Source organism: Fictibacillus nanhaiensis (assembly GCF_049537595.1).
GTDB lineage: Bacteria > Bacillota > Bacilli > Bacillales > Fictibacillaceae > Fictibacillus > Fictibacillus nanhaiensis_F.
The window spans coordinates 195510-219887 of sequence record NZ_JBMULM010000004.1; the positions used below are offsets into that span (position 1 = coordinate 195510).

Sequence of the window (24378 nt, forward strand, 5' to 3'; positions counted from 1 at the left end):
CCGCGGGGCAAGCGGTGAGCCACATTCGGAGGTTTCACTCTTAATTGTCTCACCTGCCCGCCTGTCCCGCAGGAGTCTCGCACCTTGCACTCCAATCAACAATTATAGAAGACAACATTGGAAAAAGCAGCAACCTTTTTAAAAAAACCTTTATAAATGAACATCCTTTGCTGTTCTTGAAAGCTAGTTGATTTCCGTGGGGGCGTACCAAACCCTTATAGCAGCAGCTTTTACAAACACACATTAACAAAACAACAGGGGGCCAAACATGTTAACATCTTTTGGTTTTGTATCAACGGCTCTCAATTTATATGAGGCCTCACCTGCAAAAACGATGACATATGCAACGTATCAAAAACGCGAAGAAAAAGAACGTACTTCACAACTGCTTGCCATCACTAAAAACAATTTAGAGCGGACCATTCGTGTGCTTCATTATTGCATCGCGCACGAGCTTCCTTTATATCGGATGTCCTCTTCTATCGTCCCTTTAGCTACACACCCTGAAGCAGCTTGGGATTTCTTGCTGAAAACGAAAAAAGAATGCAAAGAGATTGAGAAGCTCGTGAAGAAGCACAATATTCGAACGAGCATGCATCCGAACCAATACACTCTTTTTACAAGCCCGCGTCCGGAAGTGACAGTTAATGCGGTAAAAGACATGCAGTATCATTATGATCTTCTTAAAGGAATGGGCATCGAGGACCGCAGCTATATCAATATTCATATCGGCGGCGCTTACGGGGATAAGTCTTCCGCTTTAGAACGTTTTTATGAAAATATTAAAATGCTCCCCGCTGACGTGAAAAGTCGGATGACACTTGAAAACGACGACAAAACCTTTACAACGAAAGAGACGCTGGAGGTTTGCGAGAATGAAGGCATTCCGCTTATGTTTGATTATCATCATTACAAAGCGAACCCTGATGATGATGCGGTGCTCGAAGAACTTCTTCCCCGTTTTGTTGCGACTTGGAAAAACACAGGCAGACCGCCTAAAGTTCACCTCTCATCACCGAAAGACGAAAAAGCGTACAGAAGTCACCACGATTATGTGAGCCTCGACTACGTACTTCCGTTTTTTAAGATGGTGTCTGATTTTACAGATGAGCTTGATGTGATGATCGAAGCTAAACAAAAAGACCGCGCCGTTCTTCAGCTCGTTAATGAGCTGGAAAAAGTACGCGGTTTTAAAAGGATGAGCGGCGGGACGATTCTTATGTAGAACCCGTTATAAAACGCTTTATCTCTGCGTTAAAGCTTTTATAATGCTTGATCGGTAGCTGATGAAGAGCTTTGCTCAATATGATAAACTTTGCCCTAGGATGTACATTTTTTGTATAGATCCTTCTGTAAGGGTGCATATATTCCGTTCGGTCTCCGTACATGAACAACATTGGAAACGACCATTCTTTTAACTGATCAGTGCAATTAAATATAAAGCTTTCCCTGTAAAATCGCTCCCACGTTTTCGGATTTGACTGTTTATGGTACTCTAGCATCTCTTTTCGATCCTGCTGGGAATTTGAATGTGTGCTGATAAGTATCTGATTCAATAGGGCTGGTGCATTTTTTGCCAGCCTTATTCCTGTTTGAAACTGCTTTTCAAGTGCAAAAGTAGAAACTTGAGAAAAGCCCCCGCTTAAAATAAGACCCTTTGTCCGATGCGGATACTTTTGTACAAAAGCCTGTGCTACCGAGCCTCCTGCAGAATAACCACAAATATATGCCTCGTCAATTAACAGGTGGTCCAGAAGATTTGCTACATCATCCGCTAGATCCCATATTGTAAACGTCTCTGAGTCTTTAACAGATGAACGGCCATGACCTCGTACATCTGGAAAAATGGTTTGGCAGTATTGTGATAGTTCTTTTTGATACTTGAACACGAGATGGCTCATACCCGACGGATGTAAAAATACGAGTGGAGTACCCGTTCCTAACTTTTCATAGTAGATTTGAAACTCAGAGGTCAGTCCGGCTAATGCCATGTTATCCTCACTTTAAAAACGTTCCTGCCATCCAAATGTACACTTGATAGCCTAAATAAATGCCAACGATTCCCATGATTCCGGGTAATGCAGGCGGCGCTGGGATCGGTAATTTTAACAGGGCAAAAACAAAGCCTACGAGGGCGCCTGTTATTAATGACAATAAGATCAACTTCATGTATGTACCCCCTCATTCAAACGAGTTTCCAAACCTATCTCTTATTAATATGGCACGTTCTTATTACAATATCCCTATTTTTACTGTAATTAAGCTTGAGGTGTTGTTGAAGCGCTCGCTCGTTCATACTGCTTTTTAATGATTCGTATCTGGCCGCGGTGATTGATTTCGTCTTCAAAAACATGAAACCAACCACTTATAATAGTTGTTGCCAATTTCATTATTCCACCACGGCGTTGTTTCGTAGAGCCACGAATCTTGCAGCTGCTGAAAATGCTTCAGTGTGATTTCACGGGTCTTTAAGTCTTCTAAATAAAATTTCGCTGTATTCCCATTGATGATTGTCCCCGCTTCACCTAAACTGAGTGCGGGCTGAAGGGTTTCTGCATAACGATCAATCTCTTTATCTGGCAGGTCCTTTCCATCAATGGTTAAAAATTGATAGATCTTCTCCAACGCTACAAAATGAGCGAGCAGCATACCGATCGAATTGCCGGTTCCGTTGATTCTAAAGTCGAGTTCTTCCACAGATAATTTCTCACTTCCCAAATCGTCGTTTCCCTCACGTAGTTCATCATCGAGATCAAGTTAGATATTTCCTTTGAGTACCCTTTGATCTGCCCGATAACGAAAGGGCTTTTGTTGGATGTTGTCATTTTGTGTACGGTATGTGAAAATATTAAGGGTTTTGTATCGAAGTTACCGTTTAAATTCCGTTAATGATTAGAATTTTACTCCTATCATTTAGAACTCTTAGTAATGAGTTATTAAGTATATTTATTATGCCTGAAAGTGAAATATTATTAACGTATCATTAATCTACTTCACAGGAGATGCCCATTTTATAAGAGTTAAATCACTTAAAAGTTCCTTAGATGGAAAGGTCACACTGAAGCTCTTCTGCATTCTAATTCTAAATTTGCAAAAGAGTGAAAGGACTAGGGATCACTCAATTAATGTCCCACATAAGAAGTTGTTTAGATAACGCCATAAATAAATCTTATATCCAAAATAGCTTTTAAAGATGAATTACGGCAGCTGAATTAAGAGGAAAAATTCATGTATTATAATGCCGCTCGCTATCAATGGTAACAAAAAATGACCTCGATAAATATCGAGGTCATCAATTAACAGCTTAATATGTACTTATTAATGTCTAATTTATTAATTACAGTTCACCGGAATCTTATGCATGAGTACAAATATCATTTTACATTTTTTAACATATCATCTATATTTATTTTTGATCTCTGAGCGGTTGGTGGACAAGAAAAGTTATGTTCAACTACTTTTTTGTTAATTTTTTCCACAGTATTTACAATATTATACTTTGTTTCATACATTTTCAGTTCTTCTTTTAGCTCATCAATTTCTTTACCTAATTTCACCCAGTTAGGCAAGATATTATTGTCCTTCATCAATTTATTTAGCCGTTTTTCTGGATTATAAATAAGATCTTCATCAATTACAAGTGGCTTTCCCATCCCCTCTAAGTTATCAAACATTCCCTCCTGTTGAGCACGTTTAACAATTGATGTAATGTGATCTTCAAAGTAAAGATCATTAGTTTGCTCATCCTTCATCAATATTTCCCTTTTTTGAAGTTCTTTTTCTAAAGATGGTTTCTTTTTCATAGTTAATCCTCCATTAGAAAAGTTTTTTATAAAAGTTATTTCGTAAAGTTATAAAGTTCTTTATTGACATTAGTATATTGTTTATTAATTTCCTCTTTTAGTACATGGTCCATAATAGGGCATAATTCTTTTAAAACATAATCCAATATTTCATAACTTGCAATATAACCAAAATCAACTGTGTATTTTTCGTTTATGAACTTTTTAATTTTTTTTGATATTTGAATTTTTTGTTCTTCAGAAATCTTAATGTTCAATCCTAAACAAATCCTTTCAAATGCGGTAGCAGTAAAGAGAAATTAACAAGTTGAAATAAGTGACCCATTTTAGAGATATTTATACAGCAGATCATTTTACAATTTCAATATCGAGTACGTTGTTAAAATCCACTTTATTAAAGAATTTCTGTTGGGTTAGTAACAATTGTGAATTGCTGTCTTCAAGCATAAATAATATTCTCTTTTGTGGTACTTCCGGATCTATTGGTAAATAAATTCCACCCACTTTTAGGACTGCTAACATACCAATGACTAATTCAATAGATTTCTCTGTCATTATTCCAATAACTTGATTTTTTAAAATGCCAGTTCTAATAATTTCATGCGCCAACTTATTAGCCTTTTCATTTAATTGACTGTATGTTAGTTGTTTATCCTCAAATACTACTGCAACTTTTTCAGGATTAATTAATACCTGTTCCTCAAATATCTCATTTATTGTTTTTTCTTTGGGATATATTGTTGCTGTATCGTTAAACTTTTCTATCAACTGATTTTGTTCTATAGTACTTAAAATTTCTATATTTTTAATCTTTATATCTTGTTGTTTAATGATTTCTTTTAAAATATTTTTATAGTGATTAAAAAATCTTTTTATTGTTTCTTGTTTAAACAAATGAATACTATACTCTATGTTAAATATAAGCTTATTATTTTGTTCCTCAGCCACAAGTGTTAGATCGAATTTTGAAACTTTACTCTTCTGAGGATAAATTGTTAATTTTAAATCATAGAGGTTAACATCCTCCATAACATCATTTTGGAAAATAAACAATGTATCAAATAAAGGATTACGACTAATATCAGTATGGAATTTTAATTTCTCAACTAATACTTCAAATGGATAATCTTGATTCTCATGTGCCTTGAGGACATTTTCTTTTACTTCAAGTAAAAATTCCTGAAAAGTCTTATCTCCTTTTGGCCAGTTTCTTAATGCTAATGTATTTACAAACATTCCTATAACATCCATAAGATTTCCATGATTCCTACCGGCTACAAGTGATCCTACAACTATGTCTTCTTGGCCTGTATACCGATATAAAAGAACATTAAAAGCTGCTAATAAAAGAGTATATAGAGTCACGTCATTATTTTTTGATATTTCTTTCAACATGTTTAAGATTTCTGAATCAACCTCAAATGATAACTGATTACCTTCAAATTGTTGAATTGCTGGTCTCACATAATCAGTTGGTATTTGTATTGGCTCATAATTAGTAAATAAATTAATCCAATATTGCTCTTGGCTTTGCACTACTTCGCTGAATTTATACTTGTGTTGCCAAGAAGAATAATCTCTATATTGGACACTTAATGAATTTATTGTTTCTTCACGATAAAATGTAGCAAGATCTTTCAGAATGATATTCATAGATAAGCCATCTGATATAATATGATGTATATCTATCATTAAAACATGACGGTTGTTATTTATTTGGACCAATTTCCCACGAAAAAGTGGGGCTTTTCCTAAATCAAATGGTTGAATAAAATTATTTACTATACTTTCTAATTGTTGATTGGTTGTAGATGTTTTCTCTAACCTAAACAAAACTTCATCACTAATTATTTGATATAACTCATTATTGATTAATTCAAATGAGGTTCTAAGCGTTTCATGCCTTTGAATTAAACTTTGAAAAGCATTTTCTAGTTTATTAATATTCAATACTCCATCTATCTGTAAAATAAGAGGAATATTATAGGCTGTTAATCCACTATTTAATTGACTTACGATGTACATTCTTTTTTGTTCCGAAGAGGTTGGATAAAAATCCATAGGTTTAACAGGATTGATAGTTGTAACCTTTTTACCATTATTGATACATTCCGCAATTTGTTGTATTGTAGGTCTCTGAAATATCATGGTAGAAGGTATATCTACATTAAATTTAGTACTAATCATAGTGGATAAGACCATTGCATTTAATGAGTTTCCACCTAGTTCAATAAACTTTTCATTTGTACTTATTACTTTTCTCCCAATTACTTTCTTCCATATGTTAACTAGTTCTTTTTCTATTTCATTCTTAGGAGCAATATACTCATGCTTACTAGAATAATCTTGTAAAGAATCTAATTGAGAAACATCTTTAATTTTAAGTAATTTTTTTCTATCGACTTTCCCATTATCATTTAAAGGTAGTTTGTCTAGCTCAATTATATGAGATGGAATCATAAAGGATGGGAGTCTTGTTTCTAGGACATGATAAAAGTCCGAAATTCTTGCACCTTCTTTGTAAACTATAAATGCAATAAGTTGATTTTCAGTAAAAGTGTCATTTAGCTTAGATAAGACTGCAACATCTTGAATTCCAGGAATCTCAATGATCATAGATTCAATTTCTTCAAGTTCTACTCTGTGACCTCTAATTTTTACCTGAAAATCATTCCTTCCTAAGTATTCAATATTTCCGTCAGTTTTTATACGTACAGTATCTCCCGTTCTAAACACTTTACTTTGTCCAGGAATTAAGTGTTCTACAAAGTTAGTATTTAGTTGTTTATTGGTGTACCCAGGAGAAACACCCTCACCGGCTATTACAAGTTCTCCAGGAAAACCGCATACTTGTAAGTTATTGAATACATCGATTACGTACACTTTAGTATTTATAACTGGTTTCCCTATAGGAACTACTTTTGTTTTAATATCATAAGGAATTCTATAGTGGAGAGTATCATCAGAACATTCGCTTTGACCGTAAGCATTTGTTAATTGAATTTTATAATGGTTGTAAAAATCATTAACCAATTGGCTGCTTACTTTTTCACCAGTTAATAGAATATGTCTTAGAGTATTAAATTGAAACATAGGAGAGCCACATTCAATAGTATGTATGTATGTTTTTAACACGGAAGGAACTATTTCAAGAATTGTAATTTTATAATAATCAATTTGATCTAGTAATAATGCCGGGTTCTTAATTACTTCATCAGGAAAGATAATAATCTGAGCACCGGTAAACAAAGGAGACAAGTATTGCCATATTGAGGCGACAAATGTGAAATTTAAGTTATGACTAATGATATCTTCTTTGTCAATTTCTAAATCAAATATTTTTGCAAATGCATGATTAACTACTCCAGAATGTTTTAGCAGAACACCTTTAGGTTCTCCTGTTGATCCAGAAGTATATATGATATATGCTAAGTCATTTAAGTATTTAGTCTCAAGATTGCTTGTTTTATATTCATTAAAAGAAGATTTTCCAAATATTAAATATTCCCCTTTAAAAGTATTGTTTTTATAATCTTCTGTAATAATCATTTTTGCTTTACTATCTTTAAGAATAAAATCAATACGTTCGTTCGGGTTATTAGTATCTATAGGTAAACAAATGCATCCAGCCTTTAAAGTTCCCAGCAGTGCAATTAACATTTCAGAAGATCTTTTTAATGTAAGAGCTACAACCTCGCCTTCTTTTAATCCCGTCTTATGAATTGCTCGGGCAAGCTGGTTAGCCTTCATGTTTAACTCTAAGTATGTTATTGTTTTGCCTTCATAGGAAACTGCAACTTTATCAGGTGTCTTAAGTACTTGATCTTCAAATAATTCATGTATCTTAGAATGAGGTATTAAATATTCAGTATTATTATTATCAAATATAGCTCTTTTTTCATCTAGTGTAAGTATTTCGATTTCATTCACTCTTATGTAAGGGGTGCTTACCATTAGTTCTATTACATGGATGAAATGTTTTATTACTCTTTGTTCAAGCTCTTCTTCAACATGGGTATTGTGCAGAACTTTTATTTTAGTTGGGTTTCCTATTGAGACAATTAAGTTAATATCGGAACATTTGTTTTTTTTCAAATAACTTCTAAACTTATTTTCCTGATCTTTATTATTTCCCATATAGAGGTGTATCGTTGAATTTATTTCATTAATATCATTTTCTATGTCCAACCCATATATATTATTTTGAATCATTTCAAAATATTCTTTAATTTTTTGATTTTTAATATGACTAATCTGCATTTTACAAATAATATCTTTAGAATGATTCACAACTTTAACTGTATTTTCTAGGGAGTTATTATAACGTTGTATAAGCAATCCCCAAATACCTGTAATAATCGTTTCAACTGATACCTCAAATACACAAGATAATTCCTTTAATTTTGAGTATTTTTTTAGAGAAATATACTGTTCACTTGATAATTCAGTAGAAGTATTCATTTAGACACCCTCTTTAATTTGTAGGTGAAACTAGTAAATTACCATTATATTTGAACACACGAATGTAATTCTTTATAGTCTTCATTAATTATTTGATTATTTTCATTTACCAATACTACCTTGGGTTCGTGATTTTGAACTTCTTCTTCATTCATAATCGCATAAGATATTATTATTACTATGTCTCCTGGTTGTACAAGCCTTGCAGCTGCTCCATTAAGGCAAATAGTCCCAGTTCCCCTTGGTCCTGAAATAACATAAGTTTCCAATCTCGCACCATTTGTAACATTGACTATTTGCACCTTTTCATTTTCAAGAATATCAGATGCATCAAGAATATCCTGATCAATTGTTATACTTCCTACATAGTTAAGATTTGCTTCTGTAACAACAGCTCTATGAATTTTTGATTTGTGCATTTCTCTAAACATTTTTAAGTTCCTCCAGTAATTTAATTTTCATTCTATATTTTACTATATTTTTTAAATATTACCTATTATTTCTTAAATCTAACTTAGTAATATTCACTTTTTTTTCCTTTTTTGTATATTTTATATCTTGTGCTATTTCTTTAATTGTCAATAACTTTAATACTTTTGAAAAAGGAAATTTAATATTAAATTGTTTTTGTATACGAGATGATATTAGCACTGCTGATAGTGAGTTTCCTCCTAAGTTGTGAAAATCATCTTCAACACCTACGTCTTTTAACCTTAAAGTATCCCTCCATAAATCTACTAGATACCTCTCGATATCATTTTGAGGGGACGTTGTAATGCTGATTTCAAAGGTATCATTAACTGGTAATTTCTTTGTGTCAACCTTTCCGTTTGTAGTTAAAGGTATTGAGTCAACTTCTATAAACTTGGACGGTATCATATAATTTGGTAATAATCGGGATAGAAATTTCTTTAATTCTGAAGGTGATTCTACTTCTTTTAATGTGTAATACAAATACAAACTTTTTTCATTATTTTTTTGTTCCTTTGTGATCACTATTGCTTCTTTAACTTTATGATGTTTTAAAATGTTTCTTTCAATCTCTCCAATTTCTACACGAAAACCCCTAATTTTCACTTGTTTATCAATTCTACCTAAAAATTCAATATTTCCATCTGGTAACCATCGCGCTAAGTCACCTGACTTATATAATTTCTCCTTTTGATTAAAAGGGTTGGATATAAACCTTTCTTGAGTTAAAAAATTATTATTTAAATATCCCTTAGCTAATCCATCTCCACCTAAATGCAATTCACCTGGCACTCCAATAGGTTGCAGGTGATTATATTTATTTAGAATGTAGGCTTTTGAATTTGAAATAGGTTTTCCGATTGGGATATTTTCATGTTTTTCCTCAATTAAATATGTTGTTGAAAATGTGGTGTTCTCAGTAGGTCCGTACCCATTAATAATTCGTAGATGCGGATACTCTTCAATCAACATATTGATATTATCTGCTAGTAAAACATCCCCACCCACGATTAGAGTGTGTAATTCTTTAAAAAGATGAATATCTTCTGTAAATAAATAATTAAACAGTGGTGAAGTTAACCACATGGTATTAACGGAATTTTCCGATATTGTTTGCTTTAAACTTTCAGTATCCAAAAGCTTATCTTTATCAATTAAGATTAGTCGACCTCCATTAAGCAATGTAGCCCATATTTCAAATGTTGTTGCATCAAAAGATATTGCACCTGTTTGTAAAATTACAGTATCCGTTGATAAATTTATATAGTTAGTATTTTTAACCAGCCTTAAAACATTTTTATGACTTATTTCTACACCTTTTGGTCTTCCAGTGGTTCCAGACGTATACATAATATAAGCGCTATCATTTGACTGATTCGTCAAAATACTCAAGAGACGTTAACCTCACTTTCTGCATTTTCCCTCTTCTTAATAAAATAGGGAAGTGACGTAAAAAAGAATAAAAACAAGAGAATCTCACAAATACCTGCTAAATAAAATAAAAAAGTAATATCTATAAACTTCGGAAATGAAACAGCAATAAATCCTTGTGTAGCAGTAAAAGTCAACATCATAATTGGGTTTATCAAAGCCTGTACTCTCCCCATAAAATTATTGTCAACTAGTTGGCCTAGCCATCCAAATAGAGCAATATTACATAGAGGTATTGCAAGAGCATACAGAAAGTTTATTGCTAAGAAAACAACAAAATTAGGTACTAAAGCTTGTAATAAGTGCGTACTACCCATTATTAGCATTGTAAACGTAATCATTTTATGAAAAGCTATACTTCTTATTAGTTTATGTGAAGCAACTAAACTCCCTATGAAAATTCCAATTGCGTAAGTAGTATTTAACCATACTAATGAACTTTGATAGTCTGAAGGAGCAAGTTTATATTTTAAAATAAACAATTTCATTACAGTCTCTGCGCCTTCTACAATACCTAAAATTAGAATTCCTATAAAAAGGGAAACCAAAATTTTATTGCTTTTAATATAATTTGCCCCCTCTCCAAATTGTTTAATTATATTTGGAAATTTCAATTCAGAAAGTTTGGTTTTACCATTTGGAAGCCTTACTTCCGTTTTCACCTTACAAAGACTAATTAATAATGCTGAAGCTATAAAGCTAGCCATATCAATTAATATCGCCCCTGTGATACCGAGTAATGAATAACTTAATGCGCCTAAACTACTTCCTACAATGATGAAAATACTCATAAGCATCTGATTTAATCCCATTGCAAAAGGAAACTCTTCTTTACTAAGTACACCCTTCACTATTGAAATAGCTGCTGGTTCAAAAAACTTAGTAACTCCACTTCTAATAAAAAGCAAAACAAAAATTAATGGTAAAATATCAGCCTTTACTGACAAAAAAATTAAAAATGTGAGTATTGCTGCGATAATATCACAGCTTATTGATATTTTTTTTCTATCTAATCGATCAGCAATAACTCCAGTTAGAAAGAATAGCAGTAAAGCTGGCAAAGAATACATAATTTCCGCTAATGTGGTGTAGAAAGGTTTTTCTGAAAAACGATCAAGTAAATAAAATGCAAAGGCAGTTAAACCTGTTACAGTTCCTACTTGAGACAACAAGTAAGCGAAAAACATTTTAGAGTAATTTTTATTTTTAAAAACTGTAATATATGGGTTGCTTTTTATCATTTCGTTTATCCCCCAAAATTTTAATATCTACCTATATACTCCAATTCGGATATATTTCTTTCATCATATTTTTTATCTAAAATTTTTCTAACATCCGTTAATGTATCCAATAAATTTACATTCACACCTTTTTTTCCAGATACCTCTTCTGCAACGTAAAGCGGTTGAGTTAAATACGCTTCTAAACGTTCACCTATAATATAAGTTTGTTTTTCTAAGCCTGGTAATTTGTCTTTTCCATTTACATTAACCAATGAACGTAATTCCCTATAACGTCTAATTAGTTTTTTTGCTTTTTGTTGTATTACAAAATGATCATGATTAGTAAATTCTCCTTCTAATATTGTTGAAGTAGAGTATAAAGGGTTAATGGCTGGATATTTTCCCCTAGCTGCAAGATTTGCATCGAATTGCCACAATGTTTCTAATGGACCATAAGGTAGATCAACATCAACAGCCTCACCTTTTAAATCAACTAAAAATGTAGAAACATAATTGATACCTACTTTTTTAAGACGCTCTTGTAATTTGTAAATCTCTCTTGTAATAACATGAGAACGGTCTGCAGCAAGGACAATCTTTGTATCAGCACCTAAATCTATTGTGACTTTGTATGCTTCTTCAATAGAAGCTGCAATAATGTCAACGTTATTAGTAATATCACTAATCTCTGGATAATCTCCTTGCGGTTTTAACAATAAAACCATACAATTTTTATTTTTTTTTAATCGATGCAATACCTCACCCAAAACTACTAACTGGCCCATTCCTGGCCTAGCTACCAGACCTACTGTTCCTCCAGTAATTAATGGGGCAAATAAGTCAATTGTTTTAATTCCAATTTCAATCAATTCACCATTTTCATCCCGGATTATAAGTTCATCTAAACTACAATCAGCTAAAACCGAAAGCGCTACCAATGTTTTGATTTCTGCGCGCTCTATTGGTATTTTTCCTGTACATAAATTTGAGACCGTAGCCGGTCTAAGACCGACTGCACGAGCTTCACGAGTAAGGTTCGGAACCCTTTTTCGAAGTAATGAAACATTTAGTCTTATATTTTCCATTAAACCCCTCCTCCTAAGAACAGGATAATTCATATTACTCTAAAGCGCAATATTTATTACGTTTAAAAGTAAATTTTTCATAAAATAAAACGAAAGAAAAGGATGTAATTACATCCTTCCTTCGTTGAGTATTCAAATGTTTATTAGAGATTGCATATATGTTTCATTAATCCAATCTTCATTATATATGGTATCAATATAGGGTGATCCCCCATCTGGACTAATAAATATTACGTTGGGTTTATCATTCCCGCTTAACATATTATTTTTAAAGTATTCTTTAATTGCAATGTAGCAAGTTCCTGATGAACCACCAACAAAGATCCCATGTTCTTCTAGCAATAGCTTACATCCTATAATAGAGTTTACTTCTGATACAATGACAACATCATCAATTATAGAATTTTTCACGTGAGACGTAGTAAAACTCGAACCTATACCAGGGATATGTCTTTTTTTAAAATCATTTCTAAATATAGATGATCCTTCTGAATCTACTGCTATGATTTTTATCCCCTTATGTTTTTCTCTCAATCTTTTTGATACTCCACTAATGGTTCCTCCAGAACTCACACCAATAAAAGCATAGTGTAATTCATCGAAATACTCTGATATTTCTTTTCCTAAACCATAATAATGTGCTTTTGCGTTATTAATATTTTCATATTGATTTGTCCAAAAAGATTCGGGTATATTGATGCAGAGTTCCTTTACTTTTTTAATCCGACTAGATAAATAGCCTCCAACCGAATCACGCTCAGTCACTTTCTCTACTTTATATGCTAATGTTCGTAATACTTTTTCATAGTAGGAATTGATATTTGGATCTATTACAGCTATGAAGTTAATACCTAAAGTTCTACAGATTAGCGCTAGTGATATTGCCATATTTCCAGAAGAGGACTCAATTACAGTGGTATTCTTATTAATTAAATTCTCTTTTATTGCTTCTTGAATAATATAAATGGCTGCTCTTATTTTTACACTGCCCATATAATTTTGAGATTCTATTTTAGTAAAAAGATTAATTGTATCATCTTGTAACTTTAATATTGGGGTATTACCAATCAATAATTGTAAATTTTTTAGTCGATTTAACAAACTTCTACACTTCCTTTACCATGCATAAGCTTCCGGAGCTTTTCCGCCTAAACTTGGAAATATTTCATCAAGTCTATCCATCATATCTTCTGATAAATTAACCTCAGTTGCTTTGATACATTTTTCCAATTGTTCAACGTTTCTTGGACCAATAATTGTAGAAGTAACACTTGTGTTTGCTAGTAACCAAGCAAGTGCAACAGTATCTTCTCCTAAGCCAATTTCCGAACAGAATTTCGAATACTCTTCTAGCTGCGGCCGATGTTTTTCTAATCTCTCTGCTTGACGTAAACTTCTTGGACCAGCATTTTGTAATGCAGAACCTCCCAATAACCCTCCAGATAAAGGACTATACGGAATTATCCCTATACCTAAATGTGAAGCAGCAGGTAATACTTCTAATTCTGGGATTCTACATAATAGGTTATACTTATGTTGTTCAGAAATTAGACCTAAGAAATTCCTCTTACTTGCATAACTTTGAGCAATTGCTAAATCCCATGCAGCAAAATTACTTGAACCAACATAGTCAATTTTCCCACTCATCGTATGTTTTTCTAACTCACCCCATATTTCTTCCCAAGGTACGTCTCTATCAATATGATGTAATTGATACAATTCGATATGATCTGTTTTTAATCTTTTAAGTGATGCTTCTAGGTGGTGCTTAATTTTATATGCAGATAGACCCAAAGAGTCATCGTTTTGACCACCATCTATATCATTCATATCCCCATATACTTTTGTTCCCAAAATAACTTTTTGCCTTCGATTATTACCTTGTGCAAACCAATCTCCAATGATTTCTTCGGTTAAGCCGTATGAGTCACTATTACCATATACGTTTGCTGTATCAAAAAAATTAATTCCATGATTAACTGCTGCATCCATTATTTTAAAAGCTTCTTCTCTTGAAGTGAAATTGCCAAAGTTCATCGTACCTAATACTAATCTACTTACCTTCAATCCTGATTTACCTAATGATTTGTATTTCATGTCAATATTTACCCCCTGTTTTGTATTATTACTGATTTAATTATAGTATTTATTACGTTTTTTTCGTTTTCTACTAAGTAGAAATGATCACCTTTAAATAATTGAATTTGGAATGTTTGATCGGTTAATTCTTTCCAATATTCTAAATATTTCACTTGTATTTGATCTTCTAATCCACCCAATACAGTTATTGGACAGTTTAATTTTACTCTATGTGAAAATTGATAAGAGTCACAAATCTTTAAATCCGATCTAATGATAGGAAGGAAAAAGTCTAGCAAATCTTTATTTTCAAAAATTTCTTTCGGAGTCCCATTTATTTCCTTAAGTTTTATTATTAACTCATCGTTCGATAACCTACCTAGAGGGTTATTCTCTATAAAAAAATGTGGTGCTTTACAGCTCGACGCAAAAAGTATTAAGGGTAGTTTTTGATAATGTTTCATCAAAAAATGAGATACTTCAAAAGAGATAATTGCTCCCAAGCTGTGTCCAAAGAAAATTAATCTATCATCTTTCAACTGACTAATAATATTTTTTGAAATATCTTGGACAAGAGGCAAGTAATTTTCATAAGATACATCTTTCAGTTTATTTTCTCTTCCCGGAAGTGAAATGGAATAAATTTCAAAATAATCCGGGATTTCTTTAACCCACTTACGAAAAAAAGATACACCTCCGCCAGCATATGGAAAACATATTAGTTTTACTTTTGCTTTAGGATTATGCTTTAAACAGATTAGTAAGTTATCTTTGTCCATGTTAATAAACGGACTTCCCTTCATACTTTCAGTCTATTAGTAAGTAGTACCTATATATTTAGTAAACATATTAACCGATTCCCATAGCTCTGGAAAAAAGTTTCTTTTCATACCATTTTCTAGCATTTTTGCTGGAGCACCTTTTAAGCTATTAGAATCAATCCCTATCATTCGTTTTACTAATATCATATGTTGATATCTGTAGTTCTTAAATTCTTGATCAAATGATAGTAATTCTTGCATTAATAGAAACATAGTGTAATGTTCATTTGGCAAAAGATTCAGATCCACGAGAGTAACACCTACATCATCAATCTTCTTTTTAAATGGAATCCAAAGCAGGGGACCTTTTTTTAAAATCTGTTTAAAACCAGGTGAATCTTGTCCGCTACCATTCCCAAGAACTTTTCTTATTTTTGAAAATCCGATAGGTTCTATACTATTTAAAGATATTGTTGCATTGGTAGCCATTTTAACATGTTGATTTACCATTTTCATTTGATGAATTGCATGTGTATATTGACCTTCTTCAATATAATTTTGAGCAATATCCAAGTGATGTAAAACAAGTTTAAAATGTAGCTCACAGATTTGTGGAATAATCAAAAAGTTAAGTTCATCATTACAGCACAAATCTTCTTTCTCTTTTTGTAGACTTAATAAGATGTCTACACTGTGATACTCCTCATAAACAGATTGACTTTTACTCATTCTCATACCTCCAATTCCTTACTGTTATTTAATATATAAATCTTCTAACATTTCAGATGCTTTGGTAAAGCGGTTTGAATCTAAAGTACCCTCGAATGTTTGTAAATATCCTTTTAAAAAATCTATTCGCATTTCTACACTATCACTCTCTTTAGATAAAAACGGTAAGTCTTCTGGAACTAGGTTTCTAATAGCTATCAAGGGAACATTGCTCCTCAAAGGAAAAAAATCTTTATTGTATAAACCATGATGGCTATTATCGGTAAAAAATTCACCAATCATTAGCCCTCTATATACTAATTTTCTTTTAAATGTTCTATGAACACCTGTTATTATTTCTTCCACCCGTTCTGAAGGAATATTGGGAAAAATCAAAACTAATGTTTTATATAATTTGTATTTTTCATTTTTTTCATTCAGAGATTCAAAGAGTTGAACACTTTCATCAATTACTTTTTGCATCGCATTTAAATCAAAATTACATGAGTCAATTACTGAACACCATATTGAATCTAAAGCGATAGCTTTTGGTAAGAATGGACAAATTGCACCTGACGAGCCTTTTGATGGATGAGGTTTAGAAGCATATGAAACATAATTCAGTGTTTCTTTTAAAGGTTCTAAATTAGATAGTAAATAGTTTAACTCACCTATTGAGTAACAATTATTATTCATGTTTATCACTTCCTTATTTTGCATCAACTATATTTTCAGTGTGTTTTTTTCTAACACTTTTGGGCGTAATATCTTTCCAATGAAGATTAATATATTCTAAACACTTTTTCTTATCTCCTTGAAAGCCCACTTCATTCCAACCTCTCGGAATATCTAATTCCTTTGGCCAAATGGAATACTGTTCCTCTTCATTGATAACTACTTGAAATAAAGTAAATCCGTCCATATTTAACACCTCTAATAATTTTTATTTTGGAGGACTAAAAACTCCATTTTCAATAAATTTTAAAATTGTATTTTTTAATGATCCTATAGTAATAGTTGGGTTTGAAATTAAATCATTATTCAATCTGGACTCTGTCTTGTCTTTATTAAAAACTACTGGAAAACCATCCGAACTATTTTGAGATATTACATTAATAATTGAGAGTGCTTCTTGACCAGTATTCTTTGATAGAGTATTTAAATCTTGAATCCATTCCTCGTAAGGAATTAATCTAAAATCATATCCTGCTTGTCTTACCGCATCTAATATAGTGTTGTACTGTAATTTATTATTATTGAAAATATGGAAATTTTCTCCTAAGCTTTCTTTCTGTTTTGATAGATTTATAAGTGACATCGCAGCAATATCAACTGGAAGAACATCATATTCCATATTTATGTTAGGAAAACTATTCATTTGAATACAGCATTGAATAAATTTCCAGAGAAAATCATTTGTTTGACAAACACCTGTAACACTGTGGCCAATAATTCTGCTAAATCTATAAATACTTAGCGGATGTTCTACTTTACGTAATTGAAAAAGCATCTGCTCAGAAACCCATTTGCTCTGAGAATAGCCTGTTCCCAAACCTTTACTGTGCTCTGATATTTCATTTTCATAAACAATATTAGATCCGTCCAAATTGGAAGTTGGAAATACTGAAAGAGTTGAAATAAAATGTATAGGCTTAATTTTCTGTTGGCGTGATAATTTAATTATTTCATGGGTGCCACCTACATTTGTAGATTTAAGTGAATAATACGGATACGTAAAATTAACTAATGCCCCATTATGATAAATCACATCAATAATTGATGCTAAGAAATTAAATTTATTTTGTTTAAGTCCAAAATTAACTTTAGATAAATCACCATTCAAAGCAATAATTCTCTCCGCTTGACTTTCATCCCATAATCCATAAGATGATAAGCTCTCTTTAATTCGAATGAGTGCACTGACATCATTAGAAGCTCTTACCAAACAATAAATGCTTGCCTTTGTCTGTTTTAGTAATTCATGCAAAATAAAAGCACCTAAGAACCCAGTTACTCCCGTTAGAAATATAGCAGATTCTTGTAGTTGATTTTCTACATTAAATGGTATTTTTTTCAAAGAAATATTTAATTTTGCTTCTTCTGAAAGATCAATTTTGGCAATTTGTTCTGAGACATTTTCTAACCCATTTATTAATACTTTTTCTATCATTTTCGCCATGCCTGATATTGTAGGTTCTTTAAAAATAACTCTAATTGGTAAATCAATTTTAAACAGATCACTTATTTTGTATACAATTTTTGCAACAAGTAGAGATTGTCCACCAATATCAAAAAAATCATCGTCAATACTTATTTTCTCCACTCCAAGTACTTCTGTCCATATTTTATGAATTGCAATTTCTATTTTAGTAGCTGGTGCATTATAAGGTGTATCAATATTCCGTGAAAAATTAACCTGAGGCAATGCCGCTTTATTAATTTTTCCATTTGATGTTAAGGGAAATGAATCAATAATGATAAGTTGTGCTGGAATCATATATGACGGTAGTTTTAATTTTAAAAATTTTAATATTTCATGCGCTGATCCAACTATTCCATCTTTAAATATTAAATAACCAACAATTTTCTTTTCTTTGTTTTTTTCAACTACATCTACAAATACGTTTTTAACATAAGGGTGTTCTTGGATGCTCGATTCAATTTCTTTCAATTCAATTCTATAGCCTCTAATTTTTAGCTGATCGTCTTTTCTATTAATAAATACTAGATTGCCATCATCCAAAACTTTTACTATATCACCCGTCTTGTACATTCTCTCTCCCATTGAACTAAATGGATTAGGAATAAATTTCTCTGCAGTTAAATCAGGCCGGTTAATATAACCTCTAGCAAGGCCCACTCCTGATATGTATAGTTCTCCTTCAAAGCCTTTAGGAACTAATTGAAGCCTTTCATCAAGTACAAATGCAGAATAATTTTTAAAAAGACGGCCAATTGGAGGTTTTTCATAAAATTGCAAACCACATTCTGCTGAGGTTGCACCGACTGTGGTTTCCGTAGGTCCATACCCATTAAAGATTTTTCTGTTTGGAGAAGACCATTTCTCAATTAATTCATTAGTTAATTCTTCCCCATATGAAACTATCGTCTCTAAAGAATCTAAACCTTCTGAATCAAACACTCTAAGAAAAGATGGAGTTAAATTAGCATAATTTATTTTTTTGCTTTTTAGTAAATCATTAATTGTATAGTCAATATCATAATTATTAAGATCAGCAATGATTAACGTACCGCCATTTAGTAATGTAATTAAAATCCCATATAATGCTCCATCAAATCCAAATGAAGCTACATGCAGCACCTTACTTCCAATTCCAATATTGTAGGTATTCATTTCATTGTATGCTAAATTGCTTAATCCTCTATGAGGAATTTGAACACCTTTTGGTTTCCCTGTCGTCCCTGATGTATAAATGGTGTAAGCTAGATTATCCAGACTTAACTCTACATTTAAGTTTTCATGCGTTTCATATGCTTCTTTTAAAGAATTAAGATTTAGTACTTCAAATCGATCTTTATCAAAAGAACGATTTACTTTTTCATTCGTAATGATTATTTTCACGTTAGAATCTTCTAGCATATAGTTAATTCTTTCATCTGGAAGAGCCGGATCTAGAGGCAAATAGGATGCCCCTGCTTTAAATACACCCAATAAAGCTATTACCATATCAAATGATCGGTCTACACTTATTCCAATAACCATTTCTGTTTTAACTCCGTTGTGAAGCAGAACATTTGCAAGTACATTCGCTTTATCATTTAATTGGGAATAGGTCATTTTATTATTTCCTACTTCTACAGCTACTACATTCGGATGACTTAAAGCACGTTCTTCAAATAGTTGAGGGATACATTTTAGATTGGATGTAGGACTGCTAGTCTCATCCAACAAATGAAGCATCTTATTCCTCTCAGTGTCATTTAATAAACTAATATCCTTCACTCTAATCGACGGATCATTAACAACACTATTTAAAATAGCTTTATATGAATTTAACAAGCTTTGAATTGTTGAAGTATTAAATAAATCTGAATTATACTCAATTGCAAGTATGATATTCGTTTCCGTTTCTTCAATAACCATGTAAATATCCGTCTTTGATGTATTTAAGTCAATATCTAAAGAAGTGACTACTATTTCCGTTAACTCTAAAGGACACACACTTTTTTTGTGATATGAAAAAGCTGTTTGAAATAAAGGATTAATTGATATATCTCTTTCGGGCCTTATAATTTCTACTAACTTATCAAAAGGCATTTCCTGATGATCGAATGCATCAAGTATGTTATTTCTCATATTTTTTAGATGTTCTATGAATGTAGGATTATTATTTAAATTCGATGGTATAACTATAGTATTAACAAACAGACCTATAATTTTTTCAAAATCAATTTCATTTCGATTAGCGACTGGAGTTCCTGTTAATATACTTTCTTGTCCTGAGAATCTATGTATCAAAACTGTAAAAGCAGCATAAAGTGTCATATATATCGATACATTTTTTTCCAGACTAAACGCTTTAATCTCTTCGTAAACCTCGCCAGATAAATGCATTATTTCTATTCTTCCGTTCGTTTGAGGTTCTGAAGTTCTCGTTTGATCCGTAGGTATATTCAAAACGTGTGGGTAATGCTTTAGTGTATTTTCCCAATATTCAACAATGCTCTTAAATCTTTTATTTTGCGGGTTAAATAGTTCATCTTCCCAATTTACAAAATCTCGATATTGAATTGTTATTTCGTTCAACTTATTTTGTTCCTCTAGTTGAAAACTATTATAAAATGATGATAATTCTTTCAAAAGAATATCATTAGACCAGCCATCGGTAATAATATGATGTAATACAAGAACAAAATACGAACAAGAATTGCTTTCTTCTATCAAACAAGCACGAAGAAGAGGTCCTTCTATTAAATTAAATGGTTTCTTGATTTCTTCTTTAATATATTCTATTGGATAAAAGTTACTTTCACTTGTGAAATTCTTATTTTTCACCACTTTAATCGTTATGTGCATTGAATCATTGATTCTTTGAGCAACATCTCCATCAATCATTTGGAAGGAAGTTCTTAGTGATTTATGGCGATTTACTACCATGTTCAAGCTGTTTTGAAGATGGTTAATGTTCAAATTCCCCTCTAGTTTAAAAACCAAAGGTATATGATAATTCGGATCTTCAGGACTCATCTGATTAAGAAACCAAAGTCTTTTTTGTGCAGATGAAATAGTATTCTGTATTTTATCAGCATGGATTACATTAATTTCGTCAAAGGAATTCATAGACATTATTTCTCCTCAAGTGTCTCTTCAATGATTTTTGCTAATCCTTTAATTGTTGGTGAATCAAATATCACACGCAAAGGAATATTAACGTCAAAGGCTTTACGGACCCTGATGATAATTTGCGTTGCTGAAAGTGAATGTCCTCCTAGTTTAAAAAGGTTGTCCTCCACTCCGATTTGTTCAACCTTTAATACCTCTTTCCATATTGACAATAATTTTTTTTCAGCGTCACTTTCTAGCACTGGAACTGTATATTCTGACGTACTATCAATTGTTAAGTTTAACAACGCCTTCTTGTTTATTTTCCCATTTGGGAACATAGGCATTTTATCCACAATTACATAGGTATACGGAACCATGTATTCAGGTAATCTTTGTTTCAGGTAGTCTGGAAGACTATCCTTTTGAATTTTATTTTGTTTATTAGGAAGAAGATAAGCAACTATGCGTTGATTTAACTCGTTCTCTTCTTTAACTACGACAACTGCTTTTTTAATATCCCGTATTTCTTCTAAACAATTTTCTATTTCTTCAGATTCCAATCGATAACCATTAAATTTATATTGATTATCCATTCTTTGTAAATAAATGATTTGGCCCTTGGAATTATAACGAACTAAATCACCTGTTCTATATAATCTTGCACCAGGGATACCAGAGATATGGTCAGGTATAAATTGTTCTGCTGTTAAGTCTGCTTTCTTTAAATATCCTCTTGATACATTAGCACCACCAATGTATAACACACCTGGAAAACCAACCGGTACAGGTCGTAAAAACGAATCTAAAACATAGACTTGTGTATTAATTAACGGTTTTCCTATTGGAGAATCATTTAATGAATCGTCTATTGAAAAATTATGCATTAATACACCCACAGTAGTCTCTGTTGGACCATAGTGATTAAAAACCTTACATTTACGTGATTTAACAATCTCTTTTAGTAAGTTACTCTTCGGTGTTTCACCTCCTAAAATTAAATATTTTCTAGGAAGTAAGTCATGAGCTCCACCCGAAATTAAATTGCTAAGGTGAGTAGGAGTAATCTTATATATATCTACTTGATTCTTAGTCATGTAAATATCTAATTCATCGGGATCATTTAAAATATCATTTGGTACGATATGTAGGGTGCCTCCCTTGCATAATGATAGGAACAGTATTGTATTCCCTAAATCAGTAGCAAAGCTAGATAAATGAGCACATACATCACCGGGATTAATAGAAATATTCTGCTTTAATCCCATAAGATAATTTGATAATTGAGCATGTTCTACTAGCACACCTTTGGGTACGCCCGTTGAGCCTGAAGTATAAATGGTATAGACCAGATCATGTGGTTCTATACTATAATCAATGTCTTTATAATTCTCTAAATCAGAATCCAAGAAAGATGATACAATGATTTGTTCAACTTCAATTTCTGAAGTATTTTGATTATTATCTGTTAATAATAGATTTACCGATGAATCATTAATAAGATATTTCACACGTTCCATAGGAAATTTGTAATCCATTGGAAGGTAAGTTCCCCCAACTTTAATTACAGCCAAAATGCTAATAACATACTCAAGGGTTCTGTCCATCGAAATTGCTATAATATCACCTTTTTGAATTCCTTTTTCCTTCATTAAGGCTGCATATTTGTTGGCGAGCTGGTTTAATTGTCTAAAACTTAGCGATTTGTCCTTGAAAACTAAAGCTATCATATCAGGATATAGCCTTGCCTTTTTCTCGAACTCCTTATGAACAAAATGATCTATTTTAATTAAAGAAGACTCATTTTTCTCCTTCTTATCAAATCCGATATCCAAACACTTACAATAAAAATCTTTGATACTATTCACCAAAAGCGAACTATAGCCATACAGTACCCGCTCCATATCCTCTTCAGAAAACTGATATGAATCATAATATAAGTTCAAAATAATCGATTCATTGTTATTGATACATGAGATTCTTAGATCATTTTTGTCAATATTCATATACAAATTCTCAATCTGTATACTTAAATTCGATCCCATATGTACTGATTCAATTTCTTCATAATCAAATCCATACTTAAAGTAATTATTTACTTGTATTTCAGATAAGTCTTTTGTATGATTCCTAGAAAATTCAATCTGTGATTCCTTACATTCTTTTGTTAATTTAATGATGTTATCAAGATGATCATTTAATCTTGTTCTCTCTTCATCGATGTCCACACATAAAGGAACATACTTAGAAATTGGTCCTATGATACCTTTGAGTTGATCAATACCCCTTCCCTCGCAATAATATCCGATGTTAACCATTTTAGTATTTAACAATCTACTTAATTGTAAAGTCCAGATTGCAACGAGATAATCAGAGACATGATAATTGTCATTTACCAACTCTTTTATTCTTTTTAATAAATCATTGTTAGTCTCCAAAGATATTTTTTTAGTTCTTGGTTTAAAAACTCCAACATTTCCATTTAATTCTATTTTTTTAAATAATACCTCTTGATTTTCCGCTTCTGTTAGCCTATCAGTCCAGTATTGTTTGGAATATATCCTCTCCTCTGAATTTTCAATATTATTAAGCCATTCAGTGACCCGTAAAAAAGGAACGTGATTTTTATTTGATTCAAATCCCTCTAATTTTGATTTATAGATTTGTGAGATGGTATCCATTATTAACTGAGTACTGATATCTGAAGTTATGGCTGGATAAGTTATTATTAAAACGTTTTTGTTTTCAGATAATTCAATTAATAAACTGTCAAAATGATATTTTTTCTCATTGTTTTTATTCAAACTATTACTGCTTATTTCATTGATTTGAGTAATCTGTTCCTGTCTGTCACATTTTGATAAATCGACATATTTTATGCTTGGAACAATAGCATTGTTGAAGTGAAAAACATAGTTATTATGCCAAAATTCTTTGACTGTATCTTCAAAGACACTTCTAATTAGATTACCTTCTAGTATGAATGTATAATGTAAAAAATAGGAAAACGTTGAATCGCTTTTTTCGAGATCTATTATATGCCTTTGCTGAGGTAATAATTCTTCCATATAG

19 protein-coding genes are annotated in these 24378 nt (G+C 31.9%); 1 reads left to right on the forward strand and 18 read right to left on the reverse strand.

The window, feature by feature from the left end; translation table 11 throughout:
* Window positions 1–268: 268 nt before the first annotated feature.
* Window positions 269–1225, forward strand: a complete 957-nt coding sequence (gene uvsE, locus ACOZ9X_RS17805; RefSeq protein ID WP_423419354.1) for a UV DNA damage repair endonuclease UvsE — start codon at window positions 269–271, stop codon at window positions 1223–1225.
* Here uvsE and ACOZ9X_RS17810 read toward each other — a convergent pair.
* From ACOZ9X_RS17810 to ACOZ9X_RS17895, 18 genes are all read right to left on the reverse strand, one after another.
* Window positions 1218–1991, reverse strand: a complete 774-nt coding sequence (locus ACOZ9X_RS17810; protein WP_423419355.1) for an alpha/beta fold hydrolase — start codon at window positions 1989–1991, stop codon at window positions 1218–1220. The genes uvsE and ACOZ9X_RS17810 overlap by 8 nt on opposite strands.
* Window positions 1992–1998: 7 nt before the next feature.
* On the reverse strand, window positions 1999–2169 hold the full coding sequence (locus ACOZ9X_RS17815; protein WP_289494006.1) for a XapX domain-containing protein: 171 nt from the start codon (window positions 2167–2169) through the stop codon (window positions 1999–2001).
* A 174-nt stretch (window positions 2170–2343) separates the two neighbouring features.
* A complete protein-coding gene (locus ACOZ9X_RS17820) occupies window positions 2344–2718 on the reverse strand; it encodes a hypothetical protein (RefSeq protein ID WP_423419356.1) in 375 nt (124 codons plus the stop codon).
* Window positions 2719–3374: 656 nt separating this feature from the next.
* Complete coding sequence (locus ACOZ9X_RS17825) at window positions 3375–3803, reverse strand: DUF1992 domain-containing protein (protein WP_423419357.1); 429 nt, start codon at window positions 3801–3803, stop codon at window positions 3375–3377.
* Window positions 3804–3838: 35 nt separating this feature from the next.
* Entirely contained in the window at window positions 3839–4060 is a 222-nt protein-coding gene (locus tag ACOZ9X_RS17830; protein WP_423419358.1) for a hypothetical protein, read from the reverse strand.
* 91 nt (window positions 4061–4151) lie between these two features.
* Window positions 4152–8264: an amino acid adenylation domain-containing protein gene (locus ACOZ9X_RS17835; protein ID WP_423419359.1), complete on the reverse strand. Its 4113-nt coding sequence runs from the start codon at window positions 8262–8264 to the stop codon at window positions 4152–4154.
* 44 nt (window positions 8265–8308) lie between these two features.
* Window positions 8309–8695: an aspartate 1-decarboxylase gene (gene panD / locus ACOZ9X_RS17840; protein WP_423419360.1), complete on the reverse strand. Its 387-nt coding sequence runs from the start codon at window positions 8693–8695 to the stop codon at window positions 8309–8311.
* Between the two features lie 58 nt (window positions 8696–8753).
* A complete protein-coding gene (locus ACOZ9X_RS17845) occupies window positions 8754–10127 on the reverse strand; it encodes an amino acid adenylation domain-containing protein (protein ID WP_423419361.1) in 1374 nt (457 codons plus the stop codon).
* A complete protein-coding gene (locus tag ACOZ9X_RS17850) occupies window positions 10124–11407 on the reverse strand; it encodes an MFS transporter (RefSeq protein WP_423419362.1) in 1284 nt (427 codons plus the stop codon). Before ACOZ9X_RS17850 ends, ACOZ9X_RS17845 begins: the two co-directional genes overlap by 4 nt.
* Before the next feature lie 20 nt (window positions 11408–11427).
* The gene (locus ACOZ9X_RS17855; RefSeq protein WP_423419363.1) at window positions 11428–12474 is read right to left on the reverse strand and encodes a hypothetical protein; all 1047 of its coding nucleotides are present in this window, start codon (window positions 12472–12474) and stop codon (window positions 11428–11430) included.
* A gap of 132 nt (window positions 12475–12606) precedes the next feature.
* Entirely contained in the window at window positions 12607–13575 is a 969-nt protein-coding gene (gene sbnA, locus ACOZ9X_RS17860) for a 2,3-diaminopropionate biosynthesis protein SbnA (RefSeq protein WP_423419364.1), read from the reverse strand.
* 15 nt (window positions 13576–13590) lie between these two features.
* On the reverse strand, window positions 13591–14571 hold the full coding sequence (locus tag ACOZ9X_RS17865; RefSeq protein ID WP_423419365.1) for an aldo/keto reductase: 981 nt from the start codon (window positions 14569–14571) through the stop codon (window positions 13591–13593).
* Between the two features lie 8 nt (window positions 14572–14579).
* Entirely contained in the window at window positions 14580–15332 is a 753-nt protein-coding gene (locus ACOZ9X_RS17870) for a thioesterase II family protein (protein ID WP_423419366.1), read from the reverse strand.
* A 36-nt stretch (window positions 15333–15368) separates the two neighbouring features.
* The gene (locus ACOZ9X_RS17875; RefSeq protein WP_423419367.1) at window positions 15369–16043 is read right to left on the reverse strand and encodes a tryptophan 2,3-dioxygenase family protein; all 675 of its coding nucleotides are present in this window, start codon (window positions 16041–16043) and stop codon (window positions 15369–15371) included.
* A gap of 24 nt (window positions 16044–16067) precedes the next feature.
* Window positions 16068–16718, reverse strand: coding sequence for a DUF6875 domain-containing protein (locus ACOZ9X_RS17880; RefSeq protein ID WP_423419368.1), 651 nt, complete (start codon window positions 16716–16718; stop codon window positions 16068–16070).
* A 13-nt stretch (window positions 16719–16731) separates the two neighbouring features.
* The gene (locus ACOZ9X_RS17885; RefSeq protein ID WP_423419369.1) at window positions 16732–16944 is read right to left on the reverse strand and encodes an MbtH family protein; all 213 of its coding nucleotides are present in this window, start codon (window positions 16942–16944) and stop codon (window positions 16732–16734) included.
* Between the two features lie 21 nt (window positions 16945–16965).
* Window positions 16966–21324 carry an amino acid adenylation domain-containing protein gene (locus tag ACOZ9X_RS17890; protein ID WP_423419370.1) on the reverse strand — a complete coding sequence of 1453 codons (4359 nt, stop codon included), beginning with the start codon at window positions 21322–21324 and terminating at the stop codon, window positions 16966–16968.
* Between the two features lie 5 nt (window positions 21325–21329).
* Window positions 21330–24374, reverse strand: coding sequence for an amino acid adenylation domain-containing protein (locus ACOZ9X_RS17895; protein ID WP_423419371.1), 3045 nt, complete (start codon window positions 24372–24374; stop codon window positions 21330–21332).
* Window positions 24375–24378: the final 4 nt, after the last annotated feature.